This window comes from Radiobacillus sp. PE A8.2 (assembly GCF_045635475.1).
GTDB lineage: Bacteria > Bacillota > Bacilli > Bacillales > Amphibacillaceae > JBJGXI01.
The window spans coordinates 1-17,720 of the sequence record NZ_JBJGXI010000004.1; the positions used below are offsets into that span (position 1 = coordinate 1).

Genomic DNA, 17,720 nt, shown 5'->3' on the forward strand with positions numbered 1-17,720 from the left:
ATTCAAAAGAGGGAGTTAATAGGCTTTTATAAAAAACTCCCACAAATACTTGACTCAATCGTCCATAGACTATGATTGGATTAAGCGCGTGATTTCTGTTAAAATATATCTCACGGAGCAAGAGGAGGACGCACGTATGCCAAAAGGTCAAGGCAAAACAATTGCCCAAAATAAAAAAGCAAATCATGATTATTTAATAGAAGAAACTTTTGAAGCGGGTCTCGTTTTACAAGGCACAGAAATCAAATCGATTCGTGCCGGAAGAGTAAACTTAAAAGATAGCTTTGCGCGAATTGATGGACGGGGAGAGGTCTGGTTATCAAATTTGCATATTTCACCATACGAGCAGGGTAACCGATTTAACCATGATCCAACCCGCTCAAGAAAGTTACTGCTTCACCGAAAACAAATCGATAAATTATTCGGTGAAACACAACAACAAGGTTATTCATTAGTACCATTAAAGATTTATATTAAAAATGGTGTAGCGAAAGTCTTAATTGGACTCGGTAAAGGGAAAAAGAAATACGATAAACGAGAAGATTTGAAACAAAAGCAAGCGAAGCGTGATATGGATCGTGCGATAAAAGATCGGATGAATAGCTAGAAAGTATTGAGTAGTCCTAGTTCAGCGCTAAATCGAAGCGAGCACTTGTGCTTTTCGTATCATTATGCTATAATGAAATTCGTCGCTCATCGCGACAACACAATTAAATAATAATGTGCTTGATATATACTCCCGTATTACCCAATGAATTTTTTATATCATGGGGACGTTACGGATTCGACAGGGGTAGGTCGAGCTCAGGTTGCGTGCCGAGGTTACGACTCGTTAAACGTTAACGCCAATATAACTGGCAAAACAAACAATTACTCTTTAGCAGCTGCGTAAGTAGCACTAAAGGATCCTTCCTACCATCACCCATGTGGTAGATAGAAGGGTCTCAACTTATAGTGGGTTACGCTGACGTTCTCCGCCTGGGGATGTTCAGAAGAGACTAATCAGGCTAGCTGTTAGGAAGCCTGTTGGTAGGCCGAATAATATGCGAATGATAATATACCGACTACGCATGTAGAAGCCTGAGTGCCGATATCCTTGGACGTGGGTTCGATTAGTAATTAGTCGCCTTGCTTGGTAACAAGTAAGTGATAATTCGGCTTTATCGGTGAAACCTAAGTCACTTCTAGTGATATGGCAATACCGAGCGGTGTGTGGAGAGATCCAACAGCCGTGTATCGACTTATAGGCTGCCCTTTGGGTAGTACTAGGATGCGAAATCTTACCTTAACGGTAAAAATCACATTTCGCATAAGACGCCGAAGAACCTAACGATTACTACAGGTTCAAGATATAGTCAGTGCCATGACGAAAGCATGGAACAGCACGTCCCACCGTCTCCACCAATACATAGTTGGTGGTTTTTTTGTGTTTAAAATCTGTGTCCTAAAAGATAAGCGCTTAGTTTGGCTCTGCTCTTTCGCTCCCTTGCCAGAGCAAGTACAAGCGAACGGTACACATGTTTCACTCTATCTTCTTACTATTCTCTTTAATAATAGCAACCAACTCTTTAAACGAATACCTATTATTTACAACATTAACAGTAAAGTCAGCTTGTTTTTTCTGGCTATTCATTTCAAAGTCGTACCCATTATAATACAAAAATTGTGTTAGAGATAAGAAAGCTGTACGTTTGTTTGCATTATGAAATGCGTGGTTTTGTGCAATAGACTCTAATAGTGCCGCAGATTTTTCAAAAACCGTCGAATATGCGTCACTTGCAGCTGCTGACTGTTGTGGCCGGTTGATTGCTGAATCTAATAGATCAGGAGATTTAATACCATTCTGCTCGCCTGGGCTAAATCGCTCAATTATATACTGATTAATAGCCGCAACTTCCACATATGTTAAGTAACGCATCTATCTGTCCACTAAATCTTTTATTGTTTTTTCGTGCTTCTTTGTGTTGCGTTCTAACACTTCAAAAAAATCAGGACTTAACCCTTTTGGTAACTTAACATCTTTCTTCTTCTGTATAACAATTTCTCCATCCTTTAATTCCATTTGAACATTATCTCCATAAGAAATTCCAGCTTCCTGAAGAAATTCTTTAGGAAAAGTAATCCCATAGCTGTTCCCAATTTTAGTCACTTTTCTTTCATATTTATTATTCATGTTATTGTCTCCTTATAAAAGTGTTATAACTATTATAACATGACTGAAGCGTTATAACAGTAAAACGGACAGTGACAGGTACTCCCTACTACACATAGGTTCTTACTGGAAAAAATCGTGAAAGTGAACTAAATTTAGGAAAGAATCTGAGTGGTGCTAATGTTGGTTTAGTTGTTGACTCACATAAATGGCTTTATTCATTCTTTAACCGCAATCACATTGCTTTGTGAATGATACGATTCCTCATTATTCTTCTAAGATGTCAATCGTCTTAGCACCTTGCTGCGGAGGATTTGACATCAATTTGTCTTGTTTTTCATCGTATGCTACTTTTACTTTTTGGCCGATCTCATATTTATCCACTTCGCTTTCATCAATAAAAAACCATGAACTGTCGTGAAGTTGTGCTATCTCTCCGATCTCTTGTTGTGTTTTTACTATCACCGCTTCTTTTGTAATGTTTGTGATTACAAGTGTGAAACGAGGTTCCTGACCCTCCGTTCCCCATTGGAAAATGAGTCTATTGATGATCTTGAATTTACACCTTTACCAGCAGAGTAATTAGCGTATCACAATGATACTAAGCGAGAATGCCTCCTTTTCATTGACAGATGCAAAATCTGGATAGTATAAAGGGGGGATTTTTTATGTTCAAAATACATTTCCACCTATATTAGTCAATTTCATAATACTGATTTTTAGCTATCTGCACCCACAGATAGTTGGATTTAACCGTCTCCGAAGTATATATGGATGCAGATAGCTGTGAAAGGTAATTATGAAATTGACTCACATAAATAGATTTCTTCTATCTTTAACCGCAATCTCATAGTTTTGGGAATAACACGATTCCTCATTATTCTTTTAAGATGTCAACCTTCTTAGAACCTTGCTGCGGAGGGTCTGACATCAATTTGTCTTGTTTTTCATCGTATGCTACTTTTACTTTTTGGCCGATCTCATATTTATCCACTTCGCTTTCATCAATAAAAAACCATGAACTGTCGTGAAGTTGTGCTATCTCTCCGATCTCTTGTTGTGTTTTTCCTATCACCGCTTCTTTTGTAATGTTTGGGATTACAAGTATTTTGGGAGGGTATCCAGCTTCACTAATAATTCCCCCTATATATCCAGTCATCTGATCAAATATATCTGATGTATCCACAGCTATTCCTGATGTATCAACTTTTACCACCTTCGTCGTATTCACGTTATTGCCAAAAATCCCTGATGATCTGTGAATATATACGAGATACATGTCCTCTGTTGGGTCAAAATCTTCACTTTTATTAAAATACATCCTTAGCTTGTATGTTCCTGCTTCTTCTGGAGTGAAAAATCCAATAAAGCCAGAATAGGGGTATTTTTCAACGTTTTTATCAAGTATGTTTATACGCTTTAATGCTTTTACAACTATTTGTTCATCTATACCACCTGTTCCAATACTAGTTGGAATATAATAACCATCATCTTCTTGATCGGTGAAAGTCATCCCAAATAAGCCTTTCATAACAGGATAAGTGATGTTATTTCCTTGCCCTTTTTTAACTGTAACCTCCAACATATAGTCTTTATAATCCAAATCGTCATTTGTATTCACTGTCAGGGCAGCATCAATCGAAACATTAGGCAAATTATCTAAATTTCCTGTAGTGGGATCTTGATCGATAAAGAACATTACTGAAAATAGAAGCGCCGCAACTATTGCTCCACTAGCAACAACTAGACGGGTGAACCATCGCTTACCCGGTGTATTATTTTCTTCAGTAGCAATCCGTTGCATAACTACTTGTTTGCTCTTTCGTTTTTGTTCGTCATTGAGTGTAGGTTTTTTCGTTTCTGCAAGTAATTTATCCATGTAATCACGATTCATTCGACTCACCTCCCAGCGCAGTTTTAAGTGCTTTTTTGGCCCGATGATAGGTTAGGCGCACCTTACTTTCCTTCCATCCAAGAATATACGCAGTCTCACTAACAGATAATTCTTTTAGCCCCTTTAAAATAAGGACATCCCGGTATCGAGGATTTAACGTATGGATAGCATGATATAACGAGTGGTTTAATTCCTGACTGACGAGAATGTGCTCGGGTCCTTCCTGATGATCTAGTTCCTTTTCATATTTATACGATGGAAAGAAAAGCTGCTTCCTGTTCCTTTGTCGAATTGTATCAATCGCAATATTTCTTGCAATACTTAATAACCAGCTTTTCGGTTTTGCATTTTCTTGGTAGGAATGTAGAGCACGATAAGCACGGATAAAAACCTCTTGCACTAAGTCCTCTGCTTCCAAATAGCCAATGCGATACACGAGAAAATGATATATATCCTCACTGTAAGCATCAAACCAATCTGCAATTATTTGCTTCTGCTCCATGGGGTAACTCCTCAACTTGGAATTTAGTTCCTCTACTATATAAAACGAATCATATCACGATTTATTGCAGTTATTTTTATTTTTTTTTTAAAAGTGGAACAAGGAACCTGACCCTCTGTGCCACGAGGTGTTCCACCGCTGTCGGAAAATTGTAGTTGACAGTTTTTGTGTATTAACCATATAATACACTTATACAAAGTGTATGAACTACTTAATACACACACTTTTAAAAATGAGGGGTTTCCATGAATGTAAAGCTGAATAACCGTGATCCGGTTTATTTGCAAATTGTTCGGTATTTTAAGGAACAAATCGCTATTGGTGAGTTGCAGCCTGGTGAGGAAATACCATCGAGACGAGAGTTGGCAAATAGGATGAAGATAAATCCTAATACTGCGCAACGAGCATATAAGGAAATGGAGGAACAGGGATTGATCTATACGGAGAAAAATCATCCAAGTACAATTACTACTGACAAAATCACGTTGGGTAAGGTGAGAGATGAGCTATTAGTTGAAGCAGTAAATTTGTTTGTGACATCTGTTCGTTCCATCAATGTACCAGTTGATGAACTACTTGAACTGGTTAGAGAAAAGTACACAGATAACCGTGACGGGGAGGCGTAAAATATGATTGAAGTAAAAGAGATTGAAAAGAAATATGGACGGAAAAAAATATTAAAAGGTGTGTCCTTTACTGCTAACAAAGGTGAAATCACTTGTTTAATTGGGATAAACGGTGTGGGGAAGACGACGATTTTAAACGCGATTATGGCGCTTACGCCAATAAATAAAGGACAGATTTTAATAGATGGAGAAGTCCTCAAGGAAAAAACATTTGAGAAAATCACGTTTATTCCTGATGCGATTACGATGCTTCCGCAAATGACAATAGCAGAGGCGATGGAGTTCATGAACGACTTTTATACGTGTTGGAATCAGGAACGTGCAACAGAATTGCTAGGTTTCTTTAAATTAAAGCAAGAGGAGCGAATTTCTTCTTTATCAAAAGGAAATACAGCGAAGGTTAATCTGTTACTCGGATTAGCACTTGATGTTGACTATGTGTTAATGGATGAACCATTTTCAGGAATTGATATGTTCAGTCGCGAGGAAATCGCCAATGTGTTCACTAGTCACTTAATCGAGAATCGTGGCGTGATTATTACAACACATGAAATCGGTGATATAGAACATTTAATTGATAAGGTTGTCCTACTAGATGATGGCATGGTGACGAAGGAATTCAATGCGGAAGAAGCGCGCGAGAATGAAGGCAAATCTGTCATTGATGTGATGAGAGAGGTGTATAAGAAATGAAAAATTACCTAAAGCTTGTAAACTTTGAAGTGAATCGGGTAGTGAAGCTATTTGTAGTTTTATTAGGAATAACGTTTGTCGTACAAATTGCAGGCGTGATCCTTCAGGCAAGAAAGTATTTAAACGCGGCGAACCAACAAATCTATCAAGAAATGGTAACACAAGCCGAGTTTATCGAAATGACTGGGCAGTTGAGTTTTTTGCACGTAGGAAGAAGTTTATGGTTTCTAGGGCCAATCGCGATATGTGTTGCTGGCGTAGGGTTTTATATCTTTTTGATTTGGTATCGTGATTGGGTTGGTAAAAATACCTTTATCTACCGATTATTAATGCTACCAACTACAAGATTGAATGTCTTTTATGCAAAAATGACTACGATCCTTGTCATGACATTTGGTTTAGTTGCCTTCCAACTTATTTTCTTGCCAATCGAAATGATGATTTTAAAAGGCATGGTACCGAGTGAATTTTTAAAAGAAATGGGTTTCATAGAGGTTGTGAATAGCGTGCCTCGATTGAGCATGATAATTCCAAATAATCTTCTGCAACTCATTTTATCTTACGGCGCAGGTTTGTTAGTTGTTAGTATTCTATTTACTGGAATTCTGCTGGAAAGAAGTTTTAAATGGAAAGGAATCTTCGCAGCAATTTTGTTTGGTAGCGCCGCGGTATTTGTATTTATCTCACCATTCCTTTTACAGGATTTTGTTTTGGATGGCTTTTTCTATCCGATTGAATTGTTTGTTATTGAAATTGTCTTGGCTTTGGTTTTACTAGCTGCATCTGTGTGGCTAAGTGGATTTTTATTGAAGAAAAAAATTACCGTGTAAGGAGTGTGTGATATGAAAAAGTATTGGAAATCAATTTCCATAAGTGTAATTATTGTACTAAGTATCGGAGCTTTTTATGTGAATACTGCATTGTCAGCTGAACAATATCCAGCGTTTGTCATCGAAACACAAAGCGGTGATTCCACAGAGATAAAGCCATTGGTGTTAGAGGGTTTTTATATAGATAACTATTCTAGGACGAATGTAAAAATCACCTCGGAAGGATCTACATTTAATAGTAATACTTTTTTAAATCTGATAATTGGACAGCCTGACGAAAGGATAAAGAAATTACAAGAGGAATATCGAGGCTTCATGCGTGGTAAAATTGGATCAATTAACCGATATTTTGAAGACAAACAGCAACTTGTTTATGCAGAAGTAGATTACAAAAGGGACTCAGGACGCATGAGTGATTTTACATATGACATCTCTCTTTTAAATAAAGAGGGTGGGGATAGTAATGACTTCACGGTTAAGGTTCCAAACAATGGAGAACTGGACTATGTAAATGTCGACGATGTCCGGTTGATTGAAAACGAACTATACCTTCTTACCAGAAACTCGATACGAAAGAATGATAATTACTACTATGAAAACCATATGTACACGATTGATATAGCCAATCAAACGATAACAAATCATGAATTGCTTATAGAGTATTCTGATGGACAAGGTAATCAGGGGGATACGTATAACAATGTCGAAGTGGTTGGAACAAGCCGAACCACAGCGAATGAGCATGTTATTCTCCTAAAAACGGGAGCTGAAATAAAACAAGAGATTACCGTCTACAATCTAGCAACGAAAGAAAAAGAAAAGATTGATGTGGCGGAATTGAATTTGGAGAATAACCAACTTAGCTACACTAATGATTCGATGCTTTATTTTACGAAATTAGACGGTCAGGAGGTCGTGATAACTTCTTATAATCTAGTAGACGATCAAATAGGTAACGAACTTACTCTTCAACTATCAGATGAGAATGGTAATGTTCCAACGCCAATGATCACGGTTCATAACGGTAAACTCTACGCTGCGACCCCACATATAAATGGAAACCTAGATGGAAGTGTAGTCGTTGCAGACGTGAACTCAGGTGAAACTCTTTTTCATGGTCAATTAGCTTTAGAAAATTCATCGCAAGAAATGCGCAGCTATGATTTATTCATTGATGAAATTATTTTCAGATAAAAGCTGAGGATGAACAGGGTGATTTTTCCGGCAGTTAAGGTTCATGGAAATGAAAACTTGCTAGAAATGAGGAGGGTTTATATGCAAACAAAAGTTAATAAATCCATGTTTCTAGGAAGTGTTGATCAGCAGATGTCTGAGCAAAAAATAAATGAGCTTTATCTCAAATATAAGAACAAGGCTTACAGGCTCGCACTATCATATGTGAAAGACTGTTATCTTGCGGAAGACCTTGCCCATGAAATCCTTGTTAAATGCTATTTAGCCAGACAAAATTTCAAAGGAGATTGCTCCTTTTACTCGTGGATGCATCGAATTGCGAGTAATCATTGTATTGATTTCTTGCGGAAAAGTTACCGTCACCGCGACTTACTTTATGAAGATGTAGAGGTGTTTACTAGTGGGGAAGTAAGTACGCCAGAAACGGAAACTTTAAGTCAATGTGATCGTGAAGAACTAAGCTCCAAGCTGAAACAATTACCTTTGATGTACGAGCAAGTTGTCGTTCTCTATTACTTTAAGGACCAATCGATGAAAGAAATAGCGGATCAATTAAATATAAAACAATCAACAGTAAAAACACGCTTGTTTCGAGCAAAAAGAAAGTTGAAGGAAATATATTGATGGGATGGTCACTAGCCTTTGATATGGACACTTGTCCGTTTAAGGTCTGTGACCTTTTTTCCTAGATCGTGTATAAGGGAGAGTACTTCGTAAGTCGGTATCTTCCTTCACGTTTGCCAGCAGACCGAATAAAAAGCCTGCTTCATTAATACGAACAGCGAGATGAACTGTTCAAAACCCTTAGTCCCCATGAATAGAGAACAATTTAAGTTTCTAAATCTAAAATCTTATTGTAGGTAGTGACAGATCCGCTGATAATATCCCCAACTTGAGTAAAGAGAGAACATTAGTTCGATTTATCAATTAAAACTATGCTATAATATAAAAGATAATGTTCTTTAGGAGAGGTCGGCTAAACCCCGGTGAAAGGGGGTGATGCCTATGAGTATATATCAAAGCCTAATGGTTGTGTGTTCGTTCGGGACATTTTTGATTGCATTGCTCGCATTGATCATTACCTTGATCAATAGAAAATAGACCTCCCTAGTTGCCCTGATAAGTAATTAGGTGAGGTCTATTGCACGAAGATAGCCGATCCTCTGGGGAGAACCGCTTATCTAAAGGCCACAGTTCCAGCTGTGGTCTTTATTAAATTATTCATAAGTTACTTTTATTATACCATAGAAGATGTAAGTAAAAAAGCCTGAGTGTAGAGGGGAATACAAAGCTGGTATACGTAAAATTGCTAAAGTTTGATGATTGAGCGAACAAAGGTCTATTTTGTGAAACGAGAAACCTGACCCTCCGTCCGTCCGCTACTGCATTAGCAGTAAACTTAAAGAGTATAGCAAAGATACTATCCTCTCAAAACACTAACAATTATTCTTTCTCAACTATAATTTTTGAAAATACGGAGACGATTTTACAAATCAGTTGAATGTTGCATGAAAAAAGGTGACTTTTTCAGTGGTCCCACCCTGTTCCTACGTCCCCCGCGTTGTATTTTTACCCCACTGAAATGTTGTTTGAATTATGAAGGTGCGGTAAAATATAGATGTAAGAGTTTAGAAGTCTGAGTTAATTATTGCTGAATATGTCCTTAGCCCTACTTTCGGCAGGTGGGTCTAGAAATCCGATCATGACAAGATTCGTCCTTTGAATTTGGTCATTACAAAGAAAGTAGGAAAGCATGAGTATTATTACTTCAAATATATGAATGAAAAAAAACAGGTACAGAATATGGAGGTAGTTACACGTAAAAATTGAAGAAGTGGGGAACCAGTTAATAAAGAGGAAGCATTTCGAGAGGATGTTATCCGAGTTAAAAAATGAAATGAGTTAATCCAGAGAAGTGAAAGGGGAAACCAATGATTGTATATCATGGGAGTGATGTAGCTGTTGAAAAGCCTCTATTAATTAAACCCAAACGCACTTTAGATTTTGGATCCGGTTTTTATACTACGACCAACAAGAATCAAGCAGTCAGTTTTGCACATAAAGTTATGATGAGAAATGACAGTAAAACTAAAGCGGTTAGTATGTATGAAATTGATTTTGACATGATGAAAAATAAGCTAGAAGTATTGATGTTCCATGCTCCTAATTCGGAGTGGTTAGATTTTGTTTTTGCTAATAGGCAGGGGATATATAAAGGCAAACAATATGATGCGGTAATTGGAGCGGTGGCTGACGATACAATATATCGGGTATTCAGCTTGTATGAAGCAGGTTTGCTCACGCGAGAGGAAACCTTAAAAAGATTAAAAATTCGTAAATTATACGATCAGATGACTTTCTGTACCGAGGAGTCGTTGTTCTATTTGAAATATATTGGACAGTTAGAACTTGAAAACGAGGAGGGAAACTTATGAGTGAAAAGAAAGAATTTCAAGCCATTTTACAAGTGATCGTTTCCCGTTTAGCACAAATGATTGCTGAAGAGATGGATATTGCCGATAAAGAGGCGTTAAATCGTCTCTATTCATCGAAGCTCTATGAAAAGTTGGAGCAAGAGGAAACAAAAGTTTGGCATCTAAGTGTACCGACACTTTATAGTCTATTTGTTGAAGAACAGATAACAGGAAAAATAACTTTTCCACAGGAGGCTTAACCGTGAATGATAAGTTAGATTTTATGGTGTATTGTATCGAAACTTATAAAAATGTTAAAGGTCTAAAAGGGAAGGATACTGTAGAGCTATTCAACAGATATCGAGTTTTTGATTATATTAAGGCCACTTATGAAGCGCTTCATACTACAGGCAATGAATATATAGTAGAGGACCTAGATATTTATATTAATGAAAGAAGCCAGATGAATACGGAGAGTAAAAATTTCAACTAAAATTGTAAACTATAATAATGAGCGGGAGTTCAAGGGTTAGAACCGTGCCATGGACAAAAGCTTTGATTTTGTTTGGGGTAAGAACATTTTGGCTGTTCTCTACCGTTAAAGTAAATTTCTATTTAATAATGCATTTTTGTAGCCGTTGCCTGCACTGTATAGATTAATTAGTTATTTAGATTTAGAATAGTTAACTATTTTTATAATTAAACCAATAATAAAAAGGACAATCGCATTAACTAATAATACTATACCTATAGATGCAGCTGCATACCCAGCACCTTCATGTGTAGAGGTAGGGTTGAAAGTTCTACTATAATGTAAAAACATGAAACGCGGGGTCAGGTTTCTTGTCCCATTGAATTGACTCTGGTGTTACCTCTTTGATATAACAGTAACTATGATAAGTTGACACAGTGACATGCCATCTTTTCTCAAAAGGCAGTTATTACTTTTAACAAGTTTAAACAACTTGTGAAACGAGAAACTTGGCCCTCCGTCCCAGCAGATCCCTGTGGTATAATAAAGTAATAAGTCCAGAAATGGAGGAGTTTTTCATGAGTCTACCTGAGGAGAACAAAGTAAGCGTTGAAACCTTTTATAAAATGCGTGAAGAGACAAATCACTTATTAGAATATGCTGATGGAATTGTTTTTATGGTACCATCACCCTCGACGCGGCATCAACAGGTTTCCGCCAGACTGCAGGCGAAATTGTTTAACTTTCTTGACGGTGGAAAATGCCAAGTGTTTAGTGCTCCTTATGATATTCATCTGCATAGAGATGATCTGGATGAATCGAAAATATACATCCCAGATTTATCAGTTATTTGTGGTGATGAAGGATTGGAAGAAAATAGGTTTGTTGGGGTGCCAGAAATGATAGTAGAAATACTTAGTCCATCCAAACAAAGTCATGATCTTATAACAAAAATGGAAGCATATATGATATACGGTGTGAAAGAGTACTGGGTGGTTAATCCGATGTTGAATGCAATTCAGATATATGCTTTAACTGATGAACAAGTGTATCAGCAAGTATATATTTTGAAAGATGAAGGTATGATAAAATCCTCAGTACTAAAAGGGTTTCAGGTCGATTTAGAAGAAATATTTTAATGATTTTGAAGTGAAACGAGGTTCCTGACCCTCCGACCCCTGTCCCTACAAATAATTCCCAATGAAAAATACCACATACAAATTGCTTCTTCAAATGATAATAAACATGATACTGTAGGAGGTAGATGTTATGGGAAAATCATTTCAGCCGAAAGATACAGGGAAATTAACGAATATGCATTATGGATCAAAGAAAGACAAGCGTGAGGAAGAGGCGTTAACGGATCAAGGTGTGAAAAACATGGATCAAATAATGAAGAATAAAAAATAATCTAAATTGACCAGTCGACTATAGAGTTGGCTGGCTTCTTTTTTTTTCAAATCTCCGTTCGTCAACTTTGAATGATGAGTATCCTTCTCGTATAATCAAAGGGTGAGGGAGGAATACATATGAGCAAAATATATATAGAAAAGCATAACCTACAAAATACGGAAGTTATAAAAGAAAAGCTGGAGAGTCTCGTGCAAACAGAATTTGAATCGGTTACCGATGTTGAAAACTGGTTAAAAGAGGTGTCCGTTTTTTTCGACGAGGTACAAGAAACGCTTGATGGTCATTACATTGATTTTCAAGCATACAATCAGGACGAAGAAGCGAAAAAGGCGTATGAGCATGACCAGGAGAAAATCGCTCCATTGATCAAAACGTATTCGGCAAAACTTGATGAAAAATTAATGAACTCGCCGTTTAAAGACGAACTGGATCAAGAAAAATATGGACGCTTGCTTCGCAGTAAAGAAAATGCTATCGAGCTATTCAGGAAAGAAAATGTCGATTTAGAAGTGGAAGAAGACCGGTTAGCAACCAAGTATTTTGAACTAACTGGCGGGTTAAGTGCAGATTGGCATGGTGAAGAAAAGACAATTCCGGAATTATCCGCGCTTCTAGAGGACTCCGATCGTAAAGTGAGAAAGCAAGCTTTTGAAAAAATCTACAGCGCCTTGAGCACGGTTGATCATGAGCTGCAGGACATTATGGATGAATTAATGAAAATTCGAAACCAAAAAGCAAAGAACAGCGGTCTTGCTAATTATCGAGACTATATGTTCAAAGAATATGAACGTTTTGATTATACACCGGAAGACTGTAAACAATTGTATAATTCAATTCGAGAACATGTTCTACCTGTTGCTAGAGAAATTGAGGAACAGAAAAAAGCGGAATTGGGTGTAGATTCCTTACGTCCTTATGATCGCAGGGCAGTAGCGGCGGACCGTAAGCCATTGCAACCATATGCTAATCGGACAGAGTTGATCGAGCGAGTATCAAAATCACTAGGCAATATTGACCCTAGATTTTCGGAACTAATTGACACGATGGATGAGCGTAAGATGCTTGATTTAGAAACGCGTAAAAATAAATCACCGGGTGGTTTTTGCACGGCATTACCGGTATCTGAGCTTTCTTTTATTTTTATGAATGCATCCAAAACGCATGACGATATTATGACACTGTTCCACGAAATGGGGCATTGCATCCATAATGATTTTAAGCGTCATTTGCCTTTGGGATATGACCGGGAAACACCGATGGAATCATCAGAACTCGCAAGTATGACAATGGAGCTTTTCTCGATGGATCAATGGGATAATTTTTACTCTAAAGAAGAACAAAAACAGGCGAAACTCGACGTGCTGCGTGACATTATCTCTTTTCTGCCAAAAGGTATACGAATTGATCAGTTTCAGCACTGGATGTACGAAAATCCCGAACACACGAAAGAAGAACGCCTGAAAAAATTCTCGGCACTATCGAAAGAGTTGTCTGCTGGTGTTGTTGACTGGAGTGGATATGAAGACGTCCTAGAAAAAGAATGGCTGTTCACGCTTCATATTTTCGAAGTGCCATTTTATTATGTCGAGTATGTTATCGCGCAGTTAGGTGCCGTTCAAATGTATAAACAGTATAAAGAAGATCCACAAGGAACACTGAAACGCTATAAAGAAGCTCTGGCATTAGGCAATACAAAATCACTGTTTGACGTTTATAAAGCAGCAGGAATTCGATTTGATTTTTCTGCAGAAATGATTAAGGAATTAATGCTGTTTTTAACAAGTGAAATAGTAGCGGTGCAGAGTGCGTGAAATTGAGTTGTTTTCTGATACTGTGGAGGAAATGTTAAATAGCAGCACAAATAGCATAAAAAACGCTTGGAAACCCAAGCGTTTTTTATATCCTTTTGTCAGCAAAAGCAATCCTGTTTAAGTGTATTTATTCAAATTGTATTGTAACAAAAAGAAATTCTAATAAGAAAAAAGAACAGGTAATCATTTCTAAAGGTGTAGATAATTTATTTGGATCTATAATTGTAAAACGAGTCAAAAATAAAAAGGTTTCAAACTCAACAAACCTGCCCGTTACAATAGGAGTTGCCGCAGCGATGATAGAAGAAACACAATTAGTGCATAACAGATAAAATTGTTGTTTCTAAACTCTCTTTAAAAAACTTGGCATCTTCAGAATTAAAAAAACAATTGAATTGACAACTAAAACTGAAGCAAGAAAATAACCTATATGAATTGAAACTGGTGACTCCAATGGAGAAGTCAATGACATTTCATGTGGAAATGGAGGATTATAATAGGATAAATTTTGTTTCAAGAAAGGAAATGGGAAACCAAATCCTGCATTTTCTAAATCCTCGAAATTTTCAACTCTTGTATGAAAAAACAAAGGTGATATTAACCAGAGTAAATTTGATATGGCGAATATAATGACAATTCTTTTCTTCACTTAATACCTTCCCCTTTATCAATAACACATTAATTTACCATAATCCCAACACTCTAATTCAAGATTACTGCTTAGTTTTCATCAACTTGTGATTCTGATTTCTGATAGTTCTGTAACACTCATTCATCTTTTTGCTATCATTGCATCAACTTTAACTATTATTGCATTCTAGCTCCTCAAACAGTTAAATCATTTTCTGATTTTATTATAATAGCACTTTTTAACAACTCTTGGAGAACAGCAGTAAAGACAGAAACAACAAGCGTTGCGAAAATAATAACAATACCAATAATAGCTATTCCGGGGTGTAAAGCATTTAGGAAAGCTAACGAGAACATACCGATAACGTATAGAACGATTATTGAAATTGCATTATTTTTAATTTGTTTTAACGAATTCACAGCTAACTCCGAAAAAACATTTTTACTTTTAATATGATTTATTAGTTTTAAGGCTTGGAACAGAGCAAGGAAAAATGGTATTGCAGTAATGTATATACCAATTAACACAGGAAGTTCCAGAAATGCGTACTCTGGATTCATATTTGCTGAGTAGTCTGCAAGTGACGGAAGAGCAAAAATGCACAAACAAAGCGTTATAATACCAATGATAAAAACAACCACTTTTAAAAAGTTTATTGTTCCAACTTTCATAACTATACCCCCTCATTACATCCATAATATAACATAATTTATTGATAATCAATATATTTTTACTGATATTCATTAATTATTACGATAAAAAAGAGAATTAATTTTAATGGAAACGTATGTTCTGTTCTGGTTTTTGTGGTATAATTAAGATGAAAAGGAGGGGTGGAAATGAGTGAGGAGTTGTTGATGAAAATGTTCAACGAAATCATGGATATGAAAAATAACATGGCGACAAAAGACGATATTGCAAATATGGCAACAAAAGACGATATTGCAAATATGGCAACAAAAGACGATATTACAAATATGGCGACAAAAGATGATATTGCAAACATGGCAACAAAAGACGATATTGCAAATATGGCGACAAAAGATGATATTGCAAACATGGCAACTAAAGACGATATTACAAATATGGCGACAAAAGATGATATTGCAAACATGGCAACAAAAGACGATATTGCAAATATGGCAACAAAAGATGATGTAGCTGATATTCCTTACATTAAATTGGCTGTTAAGGAATTATCGGACAAGGTTAATATAATGGAAAAAGAAATGGTTAAAAAGGGAGATATCGAATATCTGCATATAAAAGTTGCTGAACATGATCGTGAAATTTTCAAGATTAAAAGTAATATCAAATAAAAATATCTTCTTTCCGCCAGCCATTATAAAAGGCTGGTTTTTTATATTCGAATGGATAAGGGGCAAGTTTATCTTAGACGCTGGATACTTGGAGTGAGTTTCATATGGTAACATTTTGTTCTCACTTTTTAACACTACAGCTTCTTTAATTCAAAAAAAGAAAAGCGAATACCTTTGTACAACATTCGCTCTTCATTACTGGGATAACAGGCTGATAATTTTTACTTATCGATCAATCAAAATATGCTGGTTCTTGTGGATTATATAAATGTTTAAAAGCAAATTTAATTTGTGATTCTGTATTTCTAGCTATCGATAATGGAGGTAGTTCATTTTCAGCAAAAAATTCAACTGCACTCGTTTCAGTTCCTTTTTGGGGTTGCCCTCCTATTATTTCACATTGGATAAACATTTTATAAACGTGATATGGAGAAGGAGGATGAGGATGGCATTTCTTATCAAGTACACCTAGCAATTTAATTGCTTTGACGTCAAATCCCGATTCTTCCTTAACCTCTTTGACAGCAACTTCGCTTGGAGTTAATCCAATATCTCCCCAACTGCCTGGCAACGACCAATTTCCATCTGTGTTCTCTTTAACCATTAGAATTTTATTTTCTTTAAAGACAACAGACCTAATATCTACTTTGGGAGTTGCATAACCAGATTCGTTAGTAAACAAATCTCTTATTACTGTCTCACTCACATCCGTATGTATGGATAATATCTCAACGCTAATATCTCTAATCATTTCGAACCTTTCCAAGTCGTACACATCTATCGAATAAGTTAATCCTGCCTGTGCAATGGATTGCAGTTGTTTCGCCCAATCAAGCCATTTCGGTTCCATGTAGAATCACCCTAACAGATTATATTTATTTATAATATTCTTTGCAGATACTTAAGAAGCATTTTGTTCAACTAACTGCTTCTCATAGTCCTGAAGCTACAATGAAAAAAGTTTCAACAACCATAACGTTATTCTTATTTTCCTCATTACCGGAATTTACATTGATGGTCTCTTGTGCTTATGTGATACCATCACTTCCATCTGTGTTGTAACCAATGAGTGATCGTTCATCCCAAGTGCCCGTCCCAGTTGGTGCTATTCGGAATAGGATTTTTTCCGCATTTTTGATTTCTGCGGAAATAGTTAAAGTATTAACATCTCTTGGTACAGTCCAACCAGATTCCTCTTTTAAGTCGGGACCCCATTTGTTTAATAAAACTTAGACATAATGAGAGAATATAAGAATAATAATAAACATAATTAAATAAGGAAAGCTGAATGCTGCAACAACTAATCCAACATTTTTATCTTCACGTTCATCACTTGGATTTGAATTAACATTAAACTCTTTTCCTCCAATAAAGGTTCTCAAAAATAAGGCTGAAATAATTACAGCTCCAGTCGTAATAACAGCTGTTGCTTTCAGAAATAATTCAATACTGAATATTGAAATTATTGCTAACAAACCAAGTGAAATTATCCCGTAAAAAAATGAATGTTTCAAAATCTCACCCTTTCGTTATATTTTCCTCTTAATACCTTTTACGAATCTTTATCAAAAAAGTTTCAATTGCATTCCTGAGCATCAGGCTACTACAAAAATGAGTGACCAGCCTGACAACTCTTTGTTCAAATATTGTTCTCGTTGCTTCAACCTTCGTACAGTTTTTGAATCATTTAACTTCGAAACGTGGGGTCAGGATTCTTGTCCCATTGAATTGATTCTGGTGTTACCTCTTTGATATATCGGTAACTATGA

The 17,720-nt window shown here is 36.4% G+C and carries 24 protein-coding genes and 1 other RNA gene; 16 read left to right on the forward strand and 9 right to left on the reverse strand.

Annotation, left to right across the window (positions count from 1 at the left end; genetic code table 11):
• Positions 1–136: 136 nt before the first annotated feature.
• Positions 137–607, forward strand: a complete 471-nt coding sequence (smpB, locus tag ACI6MV_RS03115; protein WP_407268458.1) for an SsrA-binding protein SmpB — start codon at positions 137–139, stop codon at positions 605–607.
• A gap of 170 nt (positions 608–777) precedes the next feature.
• Positions 778–1,115, forward strand: a transfer-messenger RNA (tmRNA) gene (gene ssrA / locus ACI6MV_RS03120).
• Positions 1,116–1,522: 407 nt separating this feature from the next.
• Here the strand turns inward: ssrA and ACI6MV_RS03125 are convergent.
• From ACI6MV_RS03125 to ACI6MV_RS03145, 5 genes are all read right to left on the reverse strand, one after another.
• Positions 1,523–1,918: a type II toxin-antitoxin system death-on-curing family toxin gene (locus ACI6MV_RS03125; RefSeq protein ID WP_407268459.1), complete on the reverse strand. Its 396-nt coding sequence runs from the start codon at positions 1,916–1,918 to the stop codon at positions 1,523–1,525.
• Positions 1,919–2,173, reverse strand: a complete 255-nt coding sequence (locus ACI6MV_RS03130; protein WP_407268460.1) for an AbrB/MazE/SpoVT family DNA-binding domain-containing protein — start codon at positions 2,171–2,173, stop codon at positions 1,919–1,921.
• A 246-nt stretch (positions 2,174–2,419) separates the two neighbouring features.
• Positions 2,420–2,704 (reverse strand): DUF3221 domain-containing protein, encoded by a 285-nt coding sequence (locus ACI6MV_RS03135; RefSeq protein WP_407268638.1) that lies wholly within the window; start codon positions 2,702–2,704, stop codon positions 2,420–2,422.
• Between the two features lie 325 nt (positions 2,705–3,029).
• On the reverse strand, positions 3,030–4,046 hold the full coding sequence (locus ACI6MV_RS03140; protein ID WP_407268462.1) for a DUF3221 domain-containing protein: 1,017 nt from the start codon (positions 4,044–4,046) through the stop codon (positions 3,030–3,032).
• Entirely contained in the window at positions 4,036–4,548 is a 513-nt protein-coding gene (locus ACI6MV_RS03145; protein ID WP_407268463.1) for an RNA polymerase sigma factor, read from the reverse strand. The genes ACI6MV_RS03140 and ACI6MV_RS03145 overlap by 11 nt, the downstream gene beginning before the upstream one ends.
• 245 nt (positions 4,549–4,793) lie before the next feature.
• Between ACI6MV_RS03145 and ACI6MV_RS03150 the strand changes: the two genes are divergently transcribed.
• The 13 genes from ACI6MV_RS03150 (at position 4,794) to ACI6MV_RS03210 (ending at position 14,333) form a co-directional block, all read left to right on the forward strand.
• The gene (locus ACI6MV_RS03150) at positions 4,794–5,174 is read left to right on the forward strand and encodes a GntR family transcriptional regulator (protein ID WP_407268464.1); all 381 of its coding nucleotides are present in this window, start codon (positions 4,794–4,796) and stop codon (positions 5,172–5,174) included.
• Positions 5,175–5,177: 3 nt separating this feature from the next.
• Positions 5,178–5,867 (forward strand): ATP-binding cassette domain-containing protein, encoded by a 690-nt coding sequence (locus ACI6MV_RS03155; RefSeq protein WP_407268465.1) that lies wholly within the window; start codon positions 5,178–5,180, stop codon positions 5,865–5,867.
• Positions 5,864–6,697 (forward strand): hypothetical protein, encoded by an 834-nt coding sequence (locus tag ACI6MV_RS03160; protein ID WP_407268466.1) that lies wholly within the window; start codon positions 5,864–5,866, stop codon positions 6,695–6,697. Before ACI6MV_RS03155 ends, ACI6MV_RS03160 begins: the two co-directional genes overlap by 4 nt.
• A gap of 12 nt (positions 6,698–6,709) precedes the next feature.
• Positions 6,710–7,891 (forward strand): hypothetical protein, encoded by a 1,182-nt coding sequence (locus ACI6MV_RS03165; protein ID WP_407268467.1) that lies wholly within the window; start codon positions 6,710–6,712, stop codon positions 7,889–7,891.
• 81 nt (positions 7,892–7,972) lie between these two features.
• A complete protein-coding gene (locus tag ACI6MV_RS03170) occupies positions 7,973–8,515 on the forward strand; it encodes a sigma-70 family RNA polymerase sigma factor (RefSeq protein ID WP_407268468.1) in 543 nt (180 codons plus the stop codon).
• A gap of 381 nt (positions 8,516–8,896) precedes the next feature.
• Positions 8,897–8,992, forward strand: a complete 96-nt coding sequence (locus ACI6MV_RS03175) for a putative holin-like toxin (protein WP_407268470.1) — start codon at positions 8,897–8,899, stop codon at positions 8,990–8,992.
• 830 nt (positions 8,993–9,822) lie between these two features.
• Entirely contained in the window at positions 9,823–10,326 is a 504-nt protein-coding gene (locus ACI6MV_RS03180) for a DUF3990 domain-containing protein (RefSeq protein ID WP_407268471.1), read from the forward strand.
• Entirely contained in the window at positions 10,323–10,565 is a 243-nt protein-coding gene (locus ACI6MV_RS03185; RefSeq protein WP_407268473.1) for a hypothetical protein, read from the forward strand. Before ACI6MV_RS03180 ends, ACI6MV_RS03185 begins: the two co-directional genes overlap by 4 nt.
• A gap of 2 nt (positions 10,566–10,567) precedes the next feature.
• Positions 10,568–10,798, forward strand: coding sequence for a DUF3791 domain-containing protein (locus tag ACI6MV_RS03190; protein WP_407268475.1), 231 nt, complete (start codon positions 10,568–10,570; stop codon positions 10,796–10,798).
• Positions 10,799–11,355: 557 nt separating this feature from the next.
• A complete protein-coding gene (locus tag ACI6MV_RS03195; RefSeq protein ID WP_407268477.1) occupies positions 11,356–11,916 on the forward strand; it encodes a Uma2 family endonuclease in 561 nt (186 codons plus the stop codon).
• 130 nt (positions 11,917–12,046) lie between these two features.
• Complete coding sequence (locus ACI6MV_RS03200) at positions 12,047–12,187, forward strand: hypothetical protein (RefSeq protein ID WP_407268478.1); 141 nt, start codon at positions 12,047–12,049, stop codon at positions 12,185–12,187.
• A 119-nt stretch (positions 12,188–12,306) separates the two neighbouring features.
• On the forward strand, positions 12,307–14,001 hold the full coding sequence (locus tag ACI6MV_RS03205; protein ID WP_407268479.1) for a M3 family oligoendopeptidase: 1,695 nt from the start codon (positions 12,307–12,309) through the stop codon (positions 13,999–14,001).
• A gap of 95 nt (positions 14,002–14,096) precedes the next feature.
• Positions 14,097–14,333 (forward strand): hypothetical protein, encoded by a 237-nt coding sequence (locus tag ACI6MV_RS03210; RefSeq protein WP_407268480.1) that lies wholly within the window; start codon positions 14,097–14,099, stop codon positions 14,331–14,333.
• Positions 14,334–14,344: 11 nt separating this feature from the next.
• Here ACI6MV_RS03210 and ACI6MV_RS03215 read toward each other — a convergent pair whose 3' ends face one another.
• Together ACI6MV_RS03215 and ACI6MV_RS03220 are read right to left on the reverse strand one after the other, a co-directional pair.
• Positions 14,345–14,650, reverse strand: a complete 306-nt coding sequence (locus ACI6MV_RS03215; RefSeq protein WP_407268481.1) for a hypothetical protein — start codon at positions 14,648–14,650, stop codon at positions 14,345–14,347.
• A gap of 176 nt (positions 14,651–14,826) precedes the next feature.
• Entirely contained in the window at positions 14,827–15,303 is a 477-nt protein-coding gene (locus ACI6MV_RS03220; protein ID WP_407268482.1) for a DUF2975 domain-containing protein, read from the reverse strand.
• A gap of 168 nt (positions 15,304–15,471) precedes the next feature.
• On the opposite strand from ACI6MV_RS03220, the gene ACI6MV_RS03225 reads away from it, so the two are divergent.
• Positions 15,472–15,951, forward strand: a complete 480-nt coding sequence (locus ACI6MV_RS03225; protein WP_407268483.1) for a hypothetical protein — start codon at positions 15,472–15,474, stop codon at positions 15,949–15,951.
• 232 nt (positions 15,952–16,183) lie between these two features.
• Here the strand turns inward: ACI6MV_RS03225 and ACI6MV_RS03230 are convergent, their stop codons facing one another.
• A complete protein-coding gene (locus tag ACI6MV_RS03230; RefSeq protein ID WP_407268484.1) occupies positions 16,184–16,801 on the reverse strand; it encodes an NUDIX hydrolase in 618 nt (205 codons plus the stop codon).
• A 379-nt stretch (positions 16,802–17,180) separates the two neighbouring features.
• Complete coding sequence (locus ACI6MV_RS03235; RefSeq protein ID WP_407268485.1) at positions 17,181–17,465, reverse strand: hypothetical protein; 285 nt, start codon at positions 17,463–17,465, stop codon at positions 17,181–17,183.
• Between the last annotated feature and the right edge of the window lie 255 nt (positions 17,466–17,720).